General features: G+C 62.1%; 17 protein-coding genes. 9 read left to right on the forward strand and 8 right to left on the reverse strand.

What is annotated here, in order from left to right:
* Window position 1: 1 nt before the first annotated feature.
* From ACXJKE_RS14165 to wecB, 4 genes are read left to right on the forward strand one after another with little or no spacing between them, the layout of a single operon-like run.
* Complete coding sequence (locus ACXJKE_RS14165; protein WP_457281239.1) at window positions 2-1,225, forward strand: glycosyltransferase family 4 protein; 1,224 nt, start codon at window positions 2-4, stop codon at window positions 1,223-1,225.
* 9 nt (window positions 1,226-1,234) lie between these two features.
* Complete coding sequence (locus ACXJKE_RS14170) at window positions 1,235-2,092, forward strand: dTDP-4-dehydrorhamnose reductase family protein (RefSeq protein WP_457281240.1); 858 nt, start codon at window positions 1,235-1,237, stop codon at window positions 2,090-2,092.
* Window positions 2,093-2,101: 9 nt separating this feature from the next.
* Complete coding sequence (locus tag ACXJKE_RS14175; RefSeq protein WP_457281241.1) at window positions 2,102-3,115, forward strand: polysaccharide biosynthesis protein; 1,014 nt, start codon at window positions 2,102-2,104, stop codon at window positions 3,113-3,115.
* Complete coding sequence (gene wecB / locus ACXJKE_RS14180) at window positions 3,108-4,235, forward strand: non-hydrolyzing UDP-N-acetylglucosamine 2-epimerase (RefSeq protein ID WP_457281242.1); 1,128 nt, start codon at window positions 3,108-3,110, stop codon at window positions 4,233-4,235. Before ACXJKE_RS14175 ends, wecB begins: the two co-directional genes overlap by 8 nt.
* 12 nt (window positions 4,236-4,247) lie before the next feature.
* On the opposite strand, the gene rfbC is transcribed toward wecB, so the two are convergent.
* The 4 genes from rfbC to ACXJKE_RS14200 form a co-directional block, all read right to left on the reverse strand.
* Entirely contained in the window at window positions 4,248-4,796 is a 549-nt protein-coding gene (gene rfbC, locus ACXJKE_RS14185; RefSeq protein WP_457281243.1) for a dTDP-4-dehydrorhamnose 3,5-epimerase, read from the reverse strand.
* Entirely contained in the window at window positions 4,793-5,710 is a 918-nt protein-coding gene (gene rfbD / locus ACXJKE_RS14190; RefSeq protein ID WP_457281244.1) for a dTDP-4-dehydrorhamnose reductase, read from the reverse strand. The genes rfbC and rfbD overlap by 4 nt, the downstream gene beginning before the upstream one ends.
* Entirely contained in the window at window positions 5,688-6,716 is a 1,029-nt protein-coding gene (rfbB, locus tag ACXJKE_RS14195; protein WP_457281245.1) for a dTDP-glucose 4,6-dehydratase, read from the reverse strand. The genes rfbD and rfbB overlap by 23 nt, the downstream gene beginning before the upstream one ends.
* A 131-nt stretch (window positions 6,717-6,847) precedes the next feature.
* Window positions 6,848-8,833, reverse strand: coding sequence for an SDR family oxidoreductase (locus ACXJKE_RS14200; protein ID WP_457281246.1), 1,986 nt, complete (start codon window positions 8,831-8,833; stop codon window positions 6,848-6,850).
* A 248-nt stretch (window positions 8,834-9,081) separates the two neighbouring features.
* Between ACXJKE_RS14200 and ACXJKE_RS14205 the strand changes: the two genes are divergently transcribed.
* The 4 genes from ACXJKE_RS14205 (at window position 9,082) to ACXJKE_RS14220 (ending at window position 12,721) form a co-directional block, all read left to right on the forward strand.
* Entirely contained in the window at window positions 9,082-9,585 is a 504-nt protein-coding gene (locus ACXJKE_RS14205; RefSeq protein ID WP_431098472.1) for a phasin family protein, read from the forward strand.
* Window positions 9,586-9,823: 238 nt separating this feature from the next.
* Window positions 9,824-11,095, forward strand: a complete 1,272-nt coding sequence (locus tag ACXJKE_RS14210; protein WP_457281247.1) for a patatin-like phospholipase family protein — start codon at window positions 9,824-9,826, stop codon at window positions 11,093-11,095.
* A gap of 133 nt (window positions 11,096-11,228) precedes the next feature.
* Window positions 11,229-11,888, forward strand: a complete 660-nt coding sequence (locus ACXJKE_RS14215) for a TetR/AcrR family transcriptional regulator (protein ID WP_457281248.1) — start codon at window positions 11,229-11,231, stop codon at window positions 11,886-11,888.
* 59 nt (window positions 11,889-11,947) lie between these two features.
* Window positions 11,948-12,721: a tetratricopeptide repeat protein gene (locus ACXJKE_RS14220; protein WP_457281249.1), complete on the forward strand. Its 774-nt coding sequence runs from the start codon at window positions 11,948-11,950 to the stop codon at window positions 12,719-12,721.
* Between the two features lie 339 nt (window positions 12,722-13,060).
* Here the strand turns inward: ACXJKE_RS14220 and ACXJKE_RS14225 are convergent, their stop codons facing one another.
* From ACXJKE_RS14225 to ACXJKE_RS14240, 4 genes are all read right to left on the reverse strand, one after another.
* The gene (locus ACXJKE_RS14225) at window positions 13,061-13,747 is read right to left on the reverse strand and encodes an HAD-IB family hydrolase (protein ID WP_457281250.1); all 687 of its coding nucleotides are present in this window, start codon (window positions 13,745-13,747) and stop codon (window positions 13,061-13,063) included.
* Window positions 13,735-15,273 carry an ArnT family glycosyltransferase gene (locus tag ACXJKE_RS14230; RefSeq protein WP_457281251.1) on the reverse strand — a complete coding sequence of 513 codons (1,539 nt, stop codon included), beginning with the start codon at window positions 15,271-15,273 and terminating at the stop codon, window positions 13,735-13,737. The genes ACXJKE_RS14225 and ACXJKE_RS14230 overlap by 13 nt, the downstream gene beginning before the upstream one ends.
* 74 nt (window positions 15,274-15,347) lie before the next feature.
* Window positions 15,348-16,298, reverse strand: coding sequence for a lysylphosphatidylglycerol synthase transmembrane domain-containing protein (locus ACXJKE_RS14235; RefSeq protein WP_457281252.1), 951 nt, complete (start codon window positions 16,296-16,298; stop codon window positions 15,348-15,350).
* The gene (locus tag ACXJKE_RS14240; RefSeq protein WP_457281253.1) at window positions 16,295-17,173 is read right to left on the reverse strand and encodes a decaprenyl-phosphate phosphoribosyltransferase; all 879 of its coding nucleotides are present in this window, start codon (window positions 17,171-17,173) and stop codon (window positions 16,295-16,297) included. Before ACXJKE_RS14240 ends, ACXJKE_RS14235 begins: the two co-directional genes overlap by 4 nt.
* 162 nt (window positions 17,174-17,335) lie before the next feature.
* On the opposite strand from ACXJKE_RS14240, the gene argE reads away from it, so the two are divergent.
* On the forward strand, window positions 17,336-18,490 hold the full coding sequence (gene argE, locus ACXJKE_RS14245) for an acetylornithine deacetylase (protein WP_457281254.1): 1,155 nt from the start codon (window positions 17,336-17,338) through the stop codon (window positions 18,488-18,490).
* Window positions 18,491-18,519 lie beyond the last annotated feature (29 nt).

Below are 18,519 nucleotides of genomic sequence, written 5' to 3' on the forward strand. Positions count from 1 at the left end.
ATTGCGTATCCTGATCGTCAGCCAGTATTTCTGGCCAGAAAGCTTTCGCATCAACGATGTCGCGAAAACGCTCGTTGAAAAAGGCTTCGAGGTCGACGTATTGACCGGCAAGCCCAACTATCCTGAAGGCTCGGTTTTTCCCGGCTACCGGGCCTGGGGCTGCCAGCGTGAATCATGGGCCGGCATCTCGATATACCGGGTGCCCCTGGCGCCGCGCCGGAAAAAAGGCGCGCTGAACCTGGTCTTCAACTATTTGTCGTTTGTTGCCTCGGGCACACTTTTCGGTGCGTGGAAGCTGCGCGGCAAACGCTACGACGTCATTTTTGCCTACGGTACTTCGCCGATCCTCCAGGCGATCCCGGCGTTGTTCCTCGGTTGGCTGAAAAGCCGCAAGGTTGCCGTCTGGGTCCAGGATCTCTGGCCGGAAAGCCTGGAGGCCACGGGTTATGTGCGTAATCCGCGTGCACTGGCGTTGGTGGGGTCCATCGTTAAAAGTATCTACGCACGCACCGACCTGCTTCTGGTGCAATCGCAGGCATTTGTGCCCAAGGTTCGCGAACTGGCCGGCGACACGCCCATCGCCTACTACCCGAATTCGGTTGACCCGCTATTTGCCGCGCCCGGCGACGCACCAGCGCCCCCGATACCGGTTATGGACAGCGGCGCGTTTTGCGTCGTATTCGCCGGCAATATCGGCGCCGGCCAGGCCGTCGAGGCCATTGTCGAGGCCGCTACCCTGCTCCGCGAGCGTCCGGATGTCCAGTTTGTGGTCGTCGGCCAGGGCAGCCGCCAGGCCTGGATGGCCGAAGAAGCTGCGGCGCGCGGGCTCACCAACCTGCACCTGCCCGGCCGTTTCCCGGTCGAATTGATGCCCGGCCTCATGCAAAAGGCCTCAGCGCTACTCGTAACCCTGGCCGACCAGCCGATTTTCGCGGCGACCATTCCCAACAAGATCCAGGCCTATATGGCCGCCGGACGACCGATAATTGCCTGTTTGAACGGGGAAGGTGCCCGCGTCGTCGAGGAAGCTGGGGCTGGCCTTTCGGTTCCGGCCGAGAATGCGCCGGCTCTGGCCGCCGCGGTGATCCGGCTGGCTGAGATGGGCGCACCAGAACGCGCCACTCTTGGCGCCAACGGTCAACGGTATTTCAAAGCGCATTTTGACCACGACATGCTGACACGTCAGCTCATGGACCATTTCCGCGCACTTGCGGAATCTTCTTGAGGTTTTTCGATGAGAGTTCTTGTATTGGGCGCCAGCGGCATGATCGGCAGCGCCATGATCCGCGTCTTGAGCCAAAAAAAGGATTGGCAGGTCTTCGGCAGCATGCGAAATGCCGCGGCGCTGCGCTTTTTTGAGCCCGCCATCGCCGAGCGCATGCTGACCTTTGTCGATATCAACGACCGCGACAGCGTCATCCGCGCATTTGCCCACGCCCGGCCTGACGTGGTGATCAACTGTATCGGCCTGACCAAGCACCATACCGAAGCTGATGATCCGTTGCTCGCGATTCCCATCAATGCGTTGCTGCCACACCAGCTCGCCGGGCTGTGCCTGGCGGCGTCGGCACGTTTGATCCATATCAGCACCGACTGCGTCTTCTCGGGCTCCAAGGGGCACTACATCGAAGCCGACGCTGCCGATGCAAAAGATGTCTATGGCAAGTCCAAGCTCCTCGGTGAGGTGCTGGGCCAGGGCGCGATCACTTTGCGCACCTCGACAATAGGCCACGAATTGCAAAGCGCTTACGGGTTGCTGGAATGGTTTCTTGCCCAACAGGGTTCCTGCAAAGGCTTCAACAAGGCCATTTTTTCGGGTCTGCCGAATGTCGTGTTCGCCGAAATCGTCCGCGACATCGTGATTCCACGGCCCGAGCTGACCGGCCTGTACCACGTTGGCGCCTCCCCGATCGGCAAATACGACCTGCTCAAGCTGATCGCCGCAGCCTACGGCAAGGCCATTGATATTCAGATGGACAATACGTTTACGATGGACCGATCGCTCGATTCCAGCCGTTTCCGCGAAGCGACAGGCTACACCGCACCGGCCTGGCCCGAGCTTATCGACATCATGCATTCCTCCAAACTGTAAGAATCAGCCATGTTTGACAACAAAATACTGATGATCACCGGCGGCACCGGCTCGTTCGGCAACGCCGTCCTCAAACGCTTTCTCTCAACCGAAGTGCGCGAAATCCGCATTTTCAGCCGCGACGAAAAAAAGCAGGAAGAGATGCGGATCGCGCTGAACAATGACAAGCTCAAGTTTTACATCGGTGACATCCGCGACTACGACAGCATTCACCAGGCGATGAAGGGTGTTGACTACGTGTTTCACGCGGCAGCACTCAAGCAGGTCCCGTCCTGCGAGTTCTATCCGATGGAGGCGGTGCGTACCAATGTACTGGGCGCGGAGAACGTCATGAACGCAGCGATCGCCCACAACGTCAAGCGCGTCGTCGTCCTGAGCACCGACAAGGCGGTCTATCCGATCAATGCCATGGGTGTGTCCAAGGCAATGATGGAAAAACTCATGGTCGCCAAGGCACGCATGCAAAACGATGGCGAGACCGTGCTTTGCGCCACGCGTTATGGCAACGTCATGGCGTCGCGCGGCTCGGTGATCCCGTTGTTCGTCTCGCAGCTCAAGAGCGGCGCGCCGCTGACCGTGACCGACGCCAGCATGACCCGCTTCCTGATGTCACTCGACGATTCAGTCGACCTGGTGCTGCACGCGTTCGAGCACGGCCAGCAGGGCGACATTTTTGTGCAGAAGGCGCCGGCCTCGACCGTCGCCGACCTTGCGCAAGCGCTCAAGGACATTTTTGGCGGCAACGACCAACCCACCAAGATCATTGGCACGCGCCATGGCGAAAAGCTCTACGAAACGCTGGTGTCGCGCGAGGAAATGGCCCGGATCGACGACATGGGCGCGTACTACCGCATTCCCGCAGACAACCGCGATCTCAATTACGCCAAGTATTTCAGCGACGGTGAGGAACGGATCTCGCAACTGGACGACTACACATCGCACAACACCGAGCGGCTCAATGTCGCCCAGGTCAAGGCGCTTTTGGGAAAACTGGATTTTATTGAGGAGGCACTTCGTGTTTAAAGTGATGACGGTAGTCGGGACCCGGCCCGAATTGATCAAGATGAGCCGCGTGATTGCGGCGCTCGACAAGCACACCCAGCACATTCTTGTGCACACGGGCCAGAATTTCGACTACGAACTGAACCAGATTTTTTTCGAAGACCTGCAGATTCGCAAGCCCGACCACTTTCTCAATGCAGTCGGCGAAAATGCGGCCCAGACCATCGGCCAGATAATCATGAAGGCCGATGAGGTGTTCCAGGCCGAGAAGCCCGACGCCGTCCTGCTCTACGGCGACACCAACTCATGCCTGGCAGTGATCGCGGCCAAACGGCGGAAAATCCCGGTGTTCCACATGGAGGCAGGCAACCGCTGCTTCGATCAGCGCGTTCCCGAAGAACTCAACCGAAAGGTGCTCGACCACCTGTCGGACATCAACATGGTCCTGACGGAACATGCACGGCGCTACCTCATCGCCGAAGGCGTGCGGCCCGAAACCATCATCAAGACCGGCTCGCACATGCGTGAGGTCGTCGACCACTACCGCCCGCAAATCGACAAGTCCGACATCATTTCGCGCCTGTCCCTCAAGCCCAATGAATTTTTCCTGGTCAGCGCGCATCGCGAGGAAAACGTTGACTCGCCCGACGCGCTGAAGGACCTGCTCGAGACCTTGACCGAGCTTGTCAAAAAGTATGGCTTCCCGGTGATCGTTTCCACCCATCCACGCACGCGAAAACGGCTGGAGGAGGCTGGTTACGAAGGTCTGGACAAGCGCATCGTGTTCGGCAAGCCGCTCGGGTTTTTCGACTACATGAAACTGCAGGTCGAAGCCAAATGCGTGCTGTCCGACAGCGGCACGATCACGGAAGAAACTTCGCTGCTCAACCTCTGCTCCATCACCCTGCGCAATGCCCACGAGCGCCCGGAAGGAATGGATGTCGGCACCCTCATCATGAGCGGCCTCAAGAAGGACCGCGTGATAGACGCCATCGAGATCGTGACGTCGCAATATGACCGCAACCGGCGCCCGGTGCTACCCATCTCCGACTACGAAAACCCGTTCGTCTCGACGCAGATCGTGCGTGTCGTGACGAGCTACATCGACTACATCAACCGGGTCGTCTGGTCGAAAAAATAGTACGCGTGGCGGCTATGGCGGCAGCTCCGCCTGCGCCATCGTCGCGCCGTCACAATCTCTGGCTGAAAGCAGAGGCACAGCGCCCGCCAGGGGCCAGGCAATCGCCAGATCCGGGTCGTCCCAACGGATGCAGCGTTCATGTTCAGCGGCGTAATAGTCGGTGGTCTTGTACAGCACGTCGGCAAATTCGCTAAGCACCAAAAAGCCGTGCGCAAAGCCCGGCGGCACCCAAAGCTGCCGATGCTCCTGGGCCGACAGCTCGAACGCGACCGAACGCATGAAATTCGGCGAGGAGCGCCGGACATCGACCGCCACATCCCAGATGCGGCCGCTGACCACCCTCACGAGCTTGCCTTGGGGTTGCCTGAGCTGGTAATGCAGGCCGCGCAGCACATGGCGAACCGAGCGCGAATGGTTGTCCTGTACAAAACCGCCGTCAAGCCCGGTTGCCCGCTCAAAATCGCGCCTGTTGAAGCTTTCGAGAAACAGGCCCCGCGCGTCAACATGAACTTCAGGCTGAATCAGCAGCACTTCGGGCAGGGCCGTCGGGGTGACCTTCATGAGAGCTCCTCAACCATTTTGGCGACACCCGTTTGCCAACCGGGAATGTCGACTCCGAAAGTCCATCGCAGCTTCGAAGTATCAAGCCGTGAGTTCAATGGGCGGCGGGCTGCCTGCGCGTAGGTGGTTGACGCCACGGGCTGGACCGCATCGATGGGCACACTGGGCAACAGGCCGGTTTTTTGTGCCTGCTCGACGACAAAACACGCATAGCCATGCCAGGAAGTTTCACCGGTGGCAGCCGCGTGATAAAGCCCGGCCAATCGCTCATCCGCGAGAACGCGCGTCAACGCCAATACAGTCAGGTCGGCCAGCCAGGGCGCTGCGGTGGGCGCACCGAACTGGTCGTTGACCACCGCCAGCCGGCCGTCCCTGCGCAACTTGTGCAGGATTTTCTTTGCAAAGTTTTCACCATGCGCCGCATAAAGCCAGCTTGTGCGGAAGATCAGGTGCCGCGCGCAATTTTTTGCCACCAACTGGTCGCCGAGCAGCTTGCCGCGGCCATAGGCGTTCAGCGGCTGGGCGGGGTCGGCCTCGATCCACGGCCGCGTTCCCCCGCTGCCATCAAAGACATAGTCGCTTGAATAGTGCACAAACCAGGCACCGGTCTCGTCACACGACCGCGCCAGCACGGCCGGTGCACCGGCATTGATCGCGTTGGCAATATCAGGCTGGCCCTCGGCCGCATCAACGTCGGTGAAAGCCGCCGCATTGACGACGATATCGGGCCTGGCACTGAGTACGGCATCCCGGATACCGGCGCTGTCGGCAAGGTCGCCGCCAGGCCGGCTCCGATCGGGTGCAATCACCTCGCCCAACGCGGCCAGGCTGCGCACGAGCTCCGCGCCCAATTGCCCGCTCTTGCCGAACAGCAATATCTTCAGCATCGGCTCACCCGGTATGGCCGCGCTCACGCACCGCTTGCAGCCAACCTGGGTTGTCCAGGTACCAGCGCACGGTGTGGCGCAGGCCGGCTTCGAAGCTCTGGTCAGCATGCCAGCCCAGCTCATGGCGAATCTTGCTCGAATCGATGGCGTAACGGGCATCATGGCCGCGGCGATCGGCTACGTGGGTGATCAGGCCGGCATAGCCGGCCGGCACCGGTCGCAATTCATCGAGCAGGCGGCAGATCGTGCGCACGACGTCCAGATTGGTTTTTTCTCCCTGGCAACCGATGTTGTAGGTCTCACCGGGCCGGCCGGCCTCCAGCACCATGCGGATCGCCTTGCAATGGTCCTTGACATACAGCCAGTCGCGCACCTGCAGGCCATCACCGTAGACCGGCAGGGGCCGCCCTTCGAGCGCTGCAACAATCATGTGGGGGATCAGTTTTTCCGGAAACTGGTAGGGCCCATAGTTGTTGGCGCAGTTGGTGGTAAGCACCGGCAGGCCATAGGTGCGATGGCTGGCACGCACCAGGTGGTCGGCGGCCGCCTTGCTTGCGGCATAAGGGCTGTTGGGCTCATAGCGGTCAACTTCACGGAAAGCCGCCGCCGCCGACGTCAGCGAGCCATAGACTTCATCCGTCGACACCTGCAAAAACCGAAAGTTCGCGCCGCTTGATCCCTCCAGCTCCGACCAGTAGGCACGCGCGGCCTCCAGCAGGCGGAAAGTGCCCACGATATTGGTCTGGACGAACTCTTCGGCCGCGTCGATGGAGCGGTCGACATGCGACTCCGCCGCGAAGTTGATGATGGCGCGCGGCCGGTGCAGCGCGAGCAGGCCGGCCACCCACCGGCTGTCGGCAATATCGCCGTGCGCAAAGACATGGCGGCTGTCACCCTCAAGCCCGCGAAGGTTGTCGCGGTTGCCCGCGTAGGTGAGCTTGTCGATATTGAGGATCGGCTCATCGTGCAACGCGAGCCAGTCCAGAATGAAGTTGGCTCCGATAAAACCGGCTCCGCCAGTGACCAGAATCATGGATAGCCTTTGTTGACGGCGCACGTGCGGCAACGGCGCCTGGAAACGAATTATCCCCCAGCCGTGGCCGCCGCCCAACGAAAAACGGGCCTGGAAAACCAGGCCCGTTTGGCTTCAAGCCTGAAACATGCTCAGAAATGAATCCCGCGCATCATCTGCTGCATCGCCACCGCTTCGGCCGACAGCGTCGGTTTGGCGCTCTTGTCGCCCTTGGCAGCCGATGAGTCGGGGAACATACGGAAGCTGGTGTTCATGGCGATCTGGGCGATGCGTGGCACCAGCGCATGCATGAGCTGGCCGGTGATGCCCAGGCGGGTGGCCACGCGTACCGGCTTGAAGATGCAGGCCTGCGCAATCATGTCGGCGGCCTCTTCAGGGGAGAGCGTGGGCACGTTGTTGTACAGGTTGGTCGGCGCGATCATGGGCGTGCGCACCAGCGGCATGTTGATGGTGGTAAAGCTGATGCCGACGTCGGCAAATTCACTGGATGCGCAGCGCGTCCAGGCGTCCAGCGCGGCCTTGGAGGCTACATAGGCCGAAAAGCGCGGCGCATTGGTCAGCACACCGATGGAGCTGATGTTGACCACATGGCCCTTGCGCTTGGCCGCCATGCCGGGCAACAGCCCCATGGTCACGCGCAGGCAGCCAAAGTAATTGAGCTGCATGGTGCGCTCGTAATCGTGAAAACGGTCGTAGCTGGCCTCAATGGCGCGGCGGATGGAGCGGCCCGCGTTGTTGATGAGGAAGTCCACGCCGCCATGGTTGGCGATCAGTTCCTTGATGAAACGGTCGCAATCCACCATGTCGGCGATGTCGGCCGGGTAAGCCACGAAGTTATAGCCCTTGGCCTTGGCTTCCTTGCAGGCTTCGTCGAGCTTGTCCTGGTCGCGCCCGCAGATGATGGTGATGGCACCCGCATCGGCAAACTTGTGCGCCGCCGCCAGACCGATGCCGGATGAACCACCGGTGACCAGCACCACCTTGCCATTGACGGTGCCGCGCAGCGACCGGTCGATATGCAGGTCTGGATCCAGGTGGCGTTCCCAGTAATCCCAGAGGCGCCAGGCGTAGTCTTTCAGGTTGGGACATTCGATGTTCGAACCCTTGAGCGCAGCCATGGTGTCGCGGCAGTCAAAGCGGGTCGGGTAGTTGACAAACGTCAGCATGTCTTCCGGCAGGCCCAGGTCGGCCAGCACCGCATTGCGTACGCGGCGCACCGGCGCAAGTGCCATCAGGCTCTTTTTGACGCCGCGCGGAATGAAGCCCAGCAGGGCGGCATTCACGAACAGGTTCATCTTGGGCGCATGGGCCGCGCGGCTGAAGATGTCCAGCACATCACCGACGCGGTAACCCACCGGGTCCACCAGGTGAAAGCATTTTTTGGCAATGCCGGTTTTGTGGCTGAGGTGGTCCAGCGCATCGACAACAAAGTCGACCGGAACGATATTGACCCGCCCGCCTTCCAGCCCCACCGCCGGCATCCAGGGCGGCAGCAGCTGCCGCATGCGCTGGATCAGCTTGAAGAAGTAATAAGGCCCGTCGATCTTGTCCATTTCGCCGGTGGTGCTGTCGCCGACCACCATGGCGGGGCGAAACACCGTCCACGGAACCTTGCATTCCTTGCGCACGATTTTTTCGCTCTCGTGCTTGGTCATGAAATACGGGTGTTCGTAGTTTTCGGCCTCTTCGAACATGTCCTCGCGGAACACGCCTTCATAGAGGCCGGCAGCGGCGATGGAGCTCACATGGTGAAAGTGGCCGGCGTCAATCGCCTTGGCAAACTCCACCGTGTTGCGGGTGCCGTCAATGTTGACGGCCACCTGGCTTTCCTCGTCGGCGCTCAGGTCATACACGGCGGCGAGATGGTAAAAATGCCCGATCTCGCCCTTGAGTTTTTTGATGTCTTCACTGCTGACACCGAGCTTTTTGCTGGTCAGGTCGCCGTGCACGGCCACCGCACGGGCAGCAGGCACGCCCCAGTACTCGCGCAGCGCCGCCACTTTGCCGGCGCTTTCCTTGCGGATCAGGAAATGAACGGTCGTTCCTTTTCGTTCCAGAAGTTTTTTTACCAGGCGCTTGCCAATGAAGCCTGTGGCCCCTGTAACGAAATAATGCATTTGTGTTTCCTCCGCTGAACGGCCAAGTCAAAAAGTGATTCTTGCTTAAACGGCATGACTCTCTATTCAGCAGAAACCCGCGCTCAGCCTGACTGCACGTGCTTTTCCGTAGAGCCGCATGCCTAGAACCTGTTCACGGTTCTAGAACGCCGCACCTAAACGCCACCGCGAGGAGGGCTTATATTTTCCCCATGCGTGCGGCATACTGCCCGCGAAGTTCCATAACCACAAACTGTCTGGAGTAAACCATGGTCAAGAAACTGCAAAAAATGAGCGCCGACAAGAAGTCCGGCCCACAGCTGTCCGGTGCTGTCAAGGAATCCGCCCAGCAAATCTGGCTGGCCGGCCTGGGCGCATTCTCGAAGGCGCAGGAAGAAGGCGGCAAAGTGTTTGAGACCCTGGTCAAGGAAGGCCTGTCCATCCAGCGCAAGACCCAGGCCGTGGCTGAAGGCAAAATTTCTGAAGCCACCAACAAGATGGCCAGCATGGCCACCGACATCCAGTCCAAGGCCGGCCACCAGTGGGACAAGCTGGAAAACATCTTCGAAGACCGCGTAGCCAAGGCCCTGAACAAACTCGGCGTACCTTCCGCCAAAGACGTGGACGCCCTGATCGCACGCATTGACGAGCTCAACCGCAATGTGCAAAAAATGGGCGGCAAGCCAGCAGCCAAAACCGCAGCGGCAAAACCCGCAGCAAAAAAGGCGGCCCGCCCCGCGGCCAAACGCCCAGCTGCACGCAAATCGGCTTAAGCACGGCGGCCTCACAAGAAAAGGGACATGCCGTCCCTTTTTTTACGCCTGCGCGCAATCACCCAGCGCCCTGACTTTGCTGCAAAGCAGCAAATAGTTCCAGGGCCGCCGTCTACACTTTCCAGCCATGACCCAAGCGAAGCCCGCAAAAAATAAACGCCCTGCAAAACCGCGCATCGCCCTTGCGTTGTCGGGCGGTGGTCATCTAGCTGCTACGCAGCCAGCCGACCCGGCAAAGATGACGAAACGGTCCGCCGCCCGGCCGCGCATTGCTTTGGCACTCTCTGGCGGCGGCCCTTTGGGCGCCATCTACGAAATCGGTGCGCTGTGCGCGCTCGACGAATCCCTGCAGGGGCTTTCATTCACCGAACTGGACCACTATGTCGGCGTGTCAGCCGGCGGTTTTATCGCGGCGGGCCTTGCCAACGGCATGACGCCGCGCGAACTGTGTGCCGCCTTCATTGAAAACGGCGACCAGGCGTCCGAGGTGTTTGACCCGGCCTGGCTGATGGTGCCGGCGTATGGCGAATTTTTGCGGCGCGGCATCATGCTGCCCGGCCTGCTGGCGTCGGCGGCCTGGCGCGCCACCTTCGGGCGCAAGTCACTGGTCAATGCGCTGGAGGCGCTGGGCCCGGCCTTGCCCACCGGCGTTTTCTCCAATGACGAAATCAACACGCGCCTGACCGCATTGTTTTCCAAACCCGGCCGCACCAACGACTTTCGCCAGCTCCGCACACGGCTGACACTGGTTGCGACGAATCTGGACAGCGGGGACGCCGCGCCCTTCGGCCGCCCCGGCTGGGATCACGTGCCCATTTCCAAAGCCGTGCAGGCCAGCTCGGCCCTGCCGGGCCTGTTTCCGCCGGTGGAGATCGACAGCCACTACTACGTGGACGGCGCGCTGAAAAAGACCATGCACGCCGGCGTGGCACTGGACGACGGCGTTGACCTGATGTTCTGCCTGAACCCGCTGGTGCCCTTCAACGCCACCCGCGCACCCGCACTGGCCATGAACCAGCGCGTCATGCGCCGCGGCCTGCCGGCTGAAAAGCAGGCCATCCCGCGCATAGTGAGCGGCGGCCTGCCCGCCGTGATGAGCCAGACCTTCCGCTCGATGATCCACTCGCGGCTGGAGCTCGGCATGAAGCACTACGCGCATGCCTATCCCGGCACCGACATCGTGCTGATGGAACCCGACGCCCGCGACACCGAGATGTTCCTGGCCAATACCTTCAGTTACCGGCAGCGCCGCGAGCTGGCCGAGCACGCCTACCAGAACACCCGGCAGATGCTGCGCTCACGCAAGACCACGCTGTCTGCCACGCTGGCGCGGCACGGTGTGTCGCTGAACCTGGACGTTCTGGAAGACCCCAGGCGCCACCTGGTGGCTGAAAGACCTGCCGCCACCCGTGTGGGCCGCGCCATTGCCTCGCTCGAAGATGTGATGGAAGATTTGAGCCACGCGCTGCGGCCCGCTGCACGCAAGCTGCCCGCGTCAGCCGGCGCTTAACCCAAAGGTTTGCCAAAGGTGCATGCCATGCCGTTCACCTTGTTGCAAACCGCCGTGCGGATTGATGGACTTCCCTAGTGTCGCCCGGGGAAACGCTGGGTTAGAGTAAAGAACAACACGAGGTAGACAACTTATGGCGAAAAAAGCGCCGCGCCGTACAGCAGAGCGGATCCTGGAGGTCACCCTGGACCTGTTCAACCGCTTTGGCGAGCCCAATGTGTCGACCACGCTGATCTCCGCCGAGCTCAGCATCAGCCCAGGCAACCTGTACTACCACTACCCCGCCAAAGACGAGCTCATCAACTCGCTGTTTGACCGCTACGAAAAATCCCTGAGCGAGCTGCTCAATGCCAGCGACGGCGTTCGCGACGTGGAAGACGCCTGGTTTTTCATGCATACGCTGTTCGAGCTGATCTGGCAGTACCGCTTTTTGTACCGCGACCTCAATGACCTGCTGAGCAAGAACCGCCGCCTCGAAACCCACTTCCAGTGGGTGCTCAAAAACAAGACCCGCGCCGTGAAAGCCCTGCTGGACGGCATGAGCCGCTCAGGCGCCGTGACGATTGATTCGCGCGAGGTCGAGGCCACGGCCACCAGCATGGTGGTGGTGCTCACTTACTGGCTGAGCTTTGAGTACGTGCGCGACCCACGCAACGCGCTGGAACCTGCCAACGCACAGGCCGCCCTGCTGCGCGGTGCGCACCACGTGCTCAACCTGCTGATTCCCTACCTCGAGCAAGGCCAGCGCGCCCACCTGCAGGCGCTGGTCGGGGCTTACAACAACCCGGCTTGAATTCCGTCAAACTGCCGTCATTCATAACACCAACAATTTTTACCAAGGAGACAACACACATGGCCAAATGGACTGCCTTTCCCCACGCCGGCGACTACACATTTGATGCTGCCAGCCTGAAGAAGAGCTGGGCCCGACTGCACCAGGGCGACTGTGAGCCCCTGCCCAAGGATGCCGATGTGCTGCAGGCCTGGGTGCTGTTTCATAACGGCGACTTTCAGAAAGCGGCTGAGGCCGGCGCCAAGGCCGGCGGCGACGGCATCACCGTGGCCAACAAGGCCACCAGCATGTACGCGACCTACCTCGAAACCAAGGAAAAAGCCAAGCTGGACATGTTCATGGAAGTGGCCGCACGCGCCGAAGCCCAGCAAAAATCCGACCCGAAGAACGCCAACGCCTGGTACTGGCAGGCCTACGCGCTGGGCCGCTACAGCCAGGGTATCAGCGTGGCCAAGGCGCTGGCCCAGGGACTGGGGACCAAGGTGAAGAATTCGCTGGAGCAGGCCATCAAGCTGTCCCCCAAACACGCGGACGCGCACATCGCACTGGCGGCCTTTCATGCCGAGGTGATCGACAAGGTGGGCTCGCTGATCGGCGGCATGACCTATGGCGCCAAAAAAGACATCGGCCTGGCGCTCTACAAGGACGCGCTCAAGCTGCACCCGGGCTCGGCCATCGGCATGATCGAATACGCCAACGGCCTGGTCATGCTGGAAGGCGACAAGAGAATGAAGGAAGCCACCAAGCTGTACGAGCAGGCCGCAGCCAGCAAGCCGCTGGACGCCACTGAACGGCTGGACGTGGAGATGGCCAAGGCCGAACTCGAAGACTGAGCCGGCAGCGAAGCTTCACTCAACACTCCCGGCAGGGCCCGCGCGTCGCAAGGCGCACGGGCCTTGCCTGTTTTTTGCTATGGTTTTGATAGCTACTTGCGCAAGTGAATATTGGGCTGGAGGCCAAATTGATGCTCAAAAACAGGTCGAAGTGGCCTTCAAACTGGTGCTTTGGAGCCGGTTTTGGCGATTTTCAGCATCGCAAAGCAGGTTTTGAGGCATCTTTTGAGTGCCAAACAGGGCTGAAAGGCATAGGGGTCTTGCGCAAGCAGCTATCAAAACCATAGCGCCCACGTGGGCCGGCCTGCGTCAGGCGCCGGGCCAGACCGGCTCAAGCCCTCACACCGGCCGTGCCGCATCCACCCAAGGCTTGCCCCGGTACCACGCATGCCGGGCCAGCCGCAGCATGGGCTTGTCGCCGGAGGTATCGCCGTAGGCATACAGGGTGACGCCGTCCAGCGCTGTTTCCCCATAGCGCGCCAGCGCCCAGGCCTGCAGTCGCAGCACCTTCTGCTCGCCATGGCAGTTGGGGGTGCTCATGCGACCAGTGAGGCGGCCGGTGAGATGCCCGTCCTCACCCTCGTCCACCACTTCCATTTCCGTGCAGAGCAGCGCGTCAAACCCCAGCTGCCGTGCCACCACGGGCAGGTAGATGTCGGGCGACGCGCTGACCATGACGCAGCAATGCCCGGCCTCGCGGTGCCAGGCCAGGCGCGCCATGGCGTCCTCGCGCAGCTGGCCGGGAAAATCGTGGGCCAGCCAGCGGGCCGTCCAGCTCTCCATCTCGGCCAGGCTGCGGCCGGCCAGCGTGGCCTGCATCAGCTTGCCTTTGGCGACGTGGTTGGGCACCAGGCGCAGCGCATAGCCGGCCAACCAGGGAAGGCAGCGCAACACGGCCACCAGGAACCGCGGCCAGCCCAGGCCGCGCACCAGGAAAGGCATGAAGGTGTCGCGCCGGGTCAGCGTGCCGTCGAAGTCAAAGGCCGCGACGACGGGGCCGGCCCCGGCAGCGATCACCTCGTGCATCGCACCTGCCCGCAGTAGCGCACGCAGAACGGGCAGCCCGTCATCGGCAGCCACGAAGGGATGTTGAAGTAGCGCTTGAAGATCGTGCCCAGCACACCTTCGCGGTAGGCCTGGTATTTAAAGCCCATGCCTTCAACCGCGTAGAAGGGCACGCCGTCCTGCTCGAAGCTGAGCACACGCACCGACTCGAAGTAAGGCGCAAACTCTTCCAGCTTCGGCTTGTCGGCAACGATGACACGCACCGTCTTGCCCTGGTAGAGCGAAAAGTCGACCAGCATGTCGTCCTGGCGCGCATGGAACTTGCCGACGCCGAACACCGGCATGTATTCGCGGCGTTCGAAACCGAAAATCGACGCGGGCGTATAGGCCTCGCCCATCAGCACCACGCCGGGCACGGTGACCTGCTGCAGCATTTCGGCGGTCTTGTAGCTGCGGATGATCTGCGGATAAAGCTTGGTCGTTTTCCAAGTATCCAGCGACGTCATGTACAGCCCGGCCACCGCCAGCACATGCAGGCCGGCAAACACGGCCAGCCCCTTGGCGCAGGCCTTGAGCCTGTCAGCCGGCAAGGCAAACGCCAAAAAGGCGAAGCCAAAAGGGTAAAACGACAGCACCCAATGCAGGCCAATCACCTTCTTGCCTGACAGCAGCGCAAAAAACAGCAGCGGCACCACCACCAGGCAGGCCAGCAGGCGCTGGTTCCGGGCAGCGGCCATCAGCGCATCACGGTAGCGCACAGCCATCCATACCGCCACGGGCGTGATCAGGTAGACCATCATGCCGATGTAAGTCAGCGGCTTGCGCCATTCGAACACCGCATCTTCATTGCGGTTGTAGACGTTGAACATGATGTTCGACCAGCCGTGCGACATGTTGTAGGTGATGTTGATCGCCGGGCCGGGCAAGGCACACAGCACCAGCAGCGCAAAACCCGCGAGCCGCTCACGCCGGTACAACACGAAGTAAACGAAGTAGGTGAAGCCAAGCACCACCGAGAAATACTTCGACAGAAAGGCACAGCCCAGGAAAAGGCCCGACAGGGCGTAGAGGCCGTAAGCGGCGCGGTCCAGCTGCGCCCGTCGCTCGGCGCGCATCAGCGCGGCCACCGACAGTGCCGACCAGAAAATCAGCGGTGTGTCGGTGGTGATCAGGACGTTAAGCCAGTTCAGCGGCGCCAGCCAGAAAAACAGCACGGCCCAGGCAGCGCGCACCTTGCCCGCCGGCTTGAGGGCCCACCAAAGCGCCCCGCCCAGAGCCAGCGGCAGCAGCACGATGGGCAGGCGTATCGACCAGAGGCTGTCGCCCAGCGTGGCGCGCATCAGCGCAATCAGCCAGCCCACCATGGGCGGGTGGTCTGAATACCCCCACGCGGGGTACACCCCCCACCAATAGAAAAAGGCCTCGTCACCGGTGACCGGAAAGGTGACGGCGATCCAGAACCGCAGCAGCAGTGACAGAAGGCCGGCGGCCAGCAGCCAGCGGCTCAGCGAAACGGGGAAAGCGGCGGTGTCTTGGTTCTGGGGCATGAAAACTAGGGGAACGGGTAGGTCTGGCGGCTTTGCATGGTGCGGGGAAGGCCAGGAAAGAAGGCCCGCAGGGGCTAGCGAAAACTGATTTCCTTGCGGATGGCCGCACTATAAAGCAAGGCCACCACGCCAATGGCGACGGCCAGCCACAGGGTCAACAGCCGCACCAGCACCGTGATGGAAAGGGCTGCAGCCGGTGTGGCGCCCTGTGCCACCAGCAGGCCGGTCAGCACGGCTTCGGTGCCGCCCAGGCCCGCCGGCAGGGCAGACAACGCCCCGGCCACCATGGCGGTCGCGTAAAACCCGGTGGCTGTCAGCAGGCCGAGGGGGGCATTCATCTCGCGGCATACCAGCCAGACCGCGACACCCTGCGCGGCCCAGGCCGCGAACGTCAGGCCAAACCAGAGCAGCGGGCGCACCGCCAGGCACAACCAGGCCTCCTGCAGCCAGGCAAAGCGCAGGAACAGCCGTGCGCGGTGCTTGAACAGCAGGCCCAGCACCAACGCCAGCAGCAGGGCTGCGGCAGCCAGCAGCCCGGCCAGCCAGGCGGGTGATGCCGGCATCGCGCCATGGTTCAGGCCCCACCACACGGCGGGCAAACACAGCAGCAACAGGCACAGCAAATCGGCCAGCCGCTCGGCGCCGAAGATGGCCAGGCTTTGCGCGGTGCCTAGCGGGCGCTGGGCCAGCATCAGGCCGCGCACCGCTTCACCCACATTGCCCGGCGTGGGCGTGAAGGCATAACCGGCCAGGTAGAGCCTCAGCCCCTGCAGCCAGCCGAAATGGCGCCCGAAGTGGGCCATCCAGAGCCGCCAACGGAGGCCTCGCAGCAAATAGTTGAGCAGGCAAAGGCCTGCTGCCTGGGCGCCCGTCCACGACCACAGCAACGCGAGCGAGGCCCTGGGGCTGTCACCCCAGATCAGCAGCACGGCCGCATAAGCCGTGGCTACCACGCCGAGCACCAGCAACAGCTGCTTGAACGGCAAGGTACCGCGCGCGGGCGGCGGAGCGCCCTCGGGAATCACAGGCGGCGGCTCAGGAAGATGGCCAGCCAGATCGCGCCGGCCGCCAGGATCCACGGGTCCCGCAGCATGTCACGCGCCACGTCTTCGCCGCGGCCGCGGTGCACCTGGTAGGTGTAGCGCAGCATGCCGAAAATGACCACCGGCACGGTGTAGAGCAGGCGCTCGCCATGCTGCAGCTGCGCCTCGGGGCTGGTGGCAAACAGGCTGTAGGTGGTGAGCGTGGCTGTCATGGTCGCGGCCATGAAGGTGTCGAGCAGGGCCGCCGGGTAGTGCGCCAGCACGGCGCGCTGGCTGGCTTCTTCATGAAAAGTTTCGGCCTTGCGTTTGGAAAAACCGAGGAACAGGGCCACAAAAATGCCGGTGAGCAGCAGCCAGCGCGAAGGCGGAATCCCCACCGCCACGGTGCCGGCAAGCAGGCGCAGCATGAAGCCCGAGGCAATGATGGACACATCGACCACCGGCACCTGCTTGAGCCGCCACGAATACGCCAGGTTCAGCACCGTGTACAGGCCCAGCAGCACCAGCAGCGTGCGGTTGCCCGCGGCCAGCAGCAGGCCGGCCACCAGCAACAGGACCGCCAGCACCAGCGCCACCGGGGCAGCCACTGCGCCGCTGGCCAGCGGCCGGTGGCGCTTGGTGGGGTGCAGGGCGTCGCTCGCGCGGTCATGCCAGTCGTTGATGATGTAGACCATGCTTGAGAGGCAGCAGAACGCCGCAAAGGCGTAGAAGACGCGCAGGTCCAGCGCGGTGTCCTGCCAGTTCTGGCTGAACACCAGGCCGGCAAACACAAAGGCGTTTTTGAGCCACTGGTGCGGCCGCATGAGCCGTATCAGCGCAAGCGGGGAAGAGGACGAAGAAGGGGACAAGGAAGACATCAGGATGGGCGAAAACGCCCCGGAGGAAAGCGACGTTGAAGCATACCTGACAGGACCGGCTCCAGATATCCGGGAATGCGGCCAAAATAGGCGATGGATTCCGCGCCTTCCTCCTCCATCTTCCCGGGCCCCACCTTGATCCCATCCCCTTCGCTTCCTCCCGTGTCCCCCCGCGCCCTGCAACTGGTCCAGACCCTGGTCCGCATGAACACGGTCAGCGACAACAGCAACCTGGCGCTGATTCATTTCGTGCGCGACGAGCTGCAAAAGCTCGGCGTTGCCAGCCGCATCACCACCAATGCCGACAAAACCAAGGCCAACCTGTTTGCCACGCTGGGCGAAGGCAAACCGGCCGGCATCATCCTGTCAGGCCACACCGACACGGTGCCCTGGGACAACCAGGACTGGACGCTGGACCCGCTGTCGGCCACGGTCAGCGATGGCAGGCTGTATGGCCGTGGCAGCTGCGACATGAAGGGCTTTATTGGCCTGGCACTGGCCCACGCCGGAGATTTTTTGAACAGCCAGGCGCCTTTTGCGGTGCACCTGGCGCTGAGCTACGACGAGGAAGTCGGCTGCATGGGCGTGAAGGAACTGATTGCCGACATGAAGGACGCGGGCATCAAGCCGCTCGCCTGCATCGTGGGCGAACCGACGAGCATGGTGCCGGCCACCGCGCACAAGGGCGTGTACCGCTACAAATGCTGCGTGCGCGGCAAGGAGGCGCACTCCTCGCTCACGCCGCAATCCGTCAACGCCATCGAGATGGCGGCGCGTGTCGTCGGCAAGCTGCGCGACATGGCCGACGGCTTTGAAGCGAACGAGCCGCGCTATGAAGGCTTCGATGTGCCCTTCAGCACCGCCAGCGTCGGCCAGTTCCACGGCGGCATTGCCGACAACGTGGTGCCGCGCGACGCGGAGTTCCGCTACGAATTCCGCAACCTGCCTACGGCGGATGCAGTTTTAATGCAAAAAGAGCTTGTAGCCTATGCGGAACTTGCGCAACCAGCTATGAAAAAGATAGCGCCCGACGCCGGTTTCAGCTTTGAGACGATTTGTGAAGTACCGGCCTTTCTCGGCTCCGCCGGCGATGCGGTGACCCAACTGGCGCAGCGCCTGGCCGGCACACGAGAGACCACGCTGGTCGCTTTCGGCACCGAAGCAGGCCTGTTCAAAAACGCCGGCATTCCCACGGTAGTGTGCGGGCCCGGCAGCATCAACCAGGCGCACCAGCCCGACGAGTTTGTGAGCCTGGAACAGCTCGCGCGCTGCGAGGATTTCATGCGCGGGTTGGTCGCTACGCGGCAAATTGCCTGATCGAACGGACTTCGCTAGTGGGCGGGTTT

Source organism: Polaromonas sp. P5_D5 (assembly GCF_054049435.1).

Coding starts and splice junctions, on each gene's coding strand:
- ACXJKE_RS14215 (WP_457281248.1), top strand. CDS start 11,229: ATGGCGAAAAAAGCGCCGCGCCGTACAGCAGAGCGGATCCTGGAGGTC.
- rfbC (WP_457281243.1), bottom strand. CDS start 4,796: ATGAAGGTCACCCCGACGGCCCTGCCCGAAGTGCTGCTGATTCAGCCT.
- ACXJKE_RS14230 (WP_457281251.1), bottom strand. CDS start 15,273: ATGCCCCAGAACCAAGACACCGCCGCTTTCCCCGTTTCGCTGAGCCGC.
- ACXJKE_RS14175 (WP_457281241.1), top strand. CDS start 2,102: ATGTTTGACAACAAAATACTGATGATCACCGGCGGCACCGGCTCGTTC.
- ACXJKE_RS14205 (WP_431098472.1), top strand. CDS start 9,082: ATGGTCAAGAAACTGCAAAAAATGAGCGCCGACAAGAAGTCCGGCCCA.
- ACXJKE_RS14200 (WP_457281246.1), bottom strand. CDS start 8,833: ATGCATTATTTCGTTACAGGGGCCACAGGCTTCATTGGCAAGCGCCTG.
- ACXJKE_RS14240 (WP_457281253.1), bottom strand. CDS start 17,173: ATGTCTTCCTTGTCCCCTTCTTCGTCCTCTTCCCCGCTTGCGCTGATA.
- ACXJKE_RS14220 (WP_457281249.1), top strand. CDS start 11,948: ATGGCCAAATGGACTGCCTTTCCCCACGCCGGCGACTACACATTTGAT.
- ACXJKE_RS14210 (WP_457281247.1), top strand. CDS start 9,824: ATGACGAAACGGTCCGCCGCCCGGCCGCGCATTGCTTTGGCACTCTCT.
- ACXJKE_RS14170 (WP_457281240.1), top strand. CDS start 1,235: ATGAGAGTTCTTGTATTGGGCGCCAGCGGCATGATCGGCAGCGCCATG.
- rfbB (WP_457281245.1), bottom strand. CDS start 6,716: ATGATTCTGGTCACTGGCGGAGCCGGTTTTATCGGAGCCAACTTCATT.
- ACXJKE_RS14225 (WP_457281250.1), bottom strand. CDS start 13,747: ATGCACGAGGTGATCGCTGCCGGGGCCGGCCCCGTCGTCGCGGCCTTT.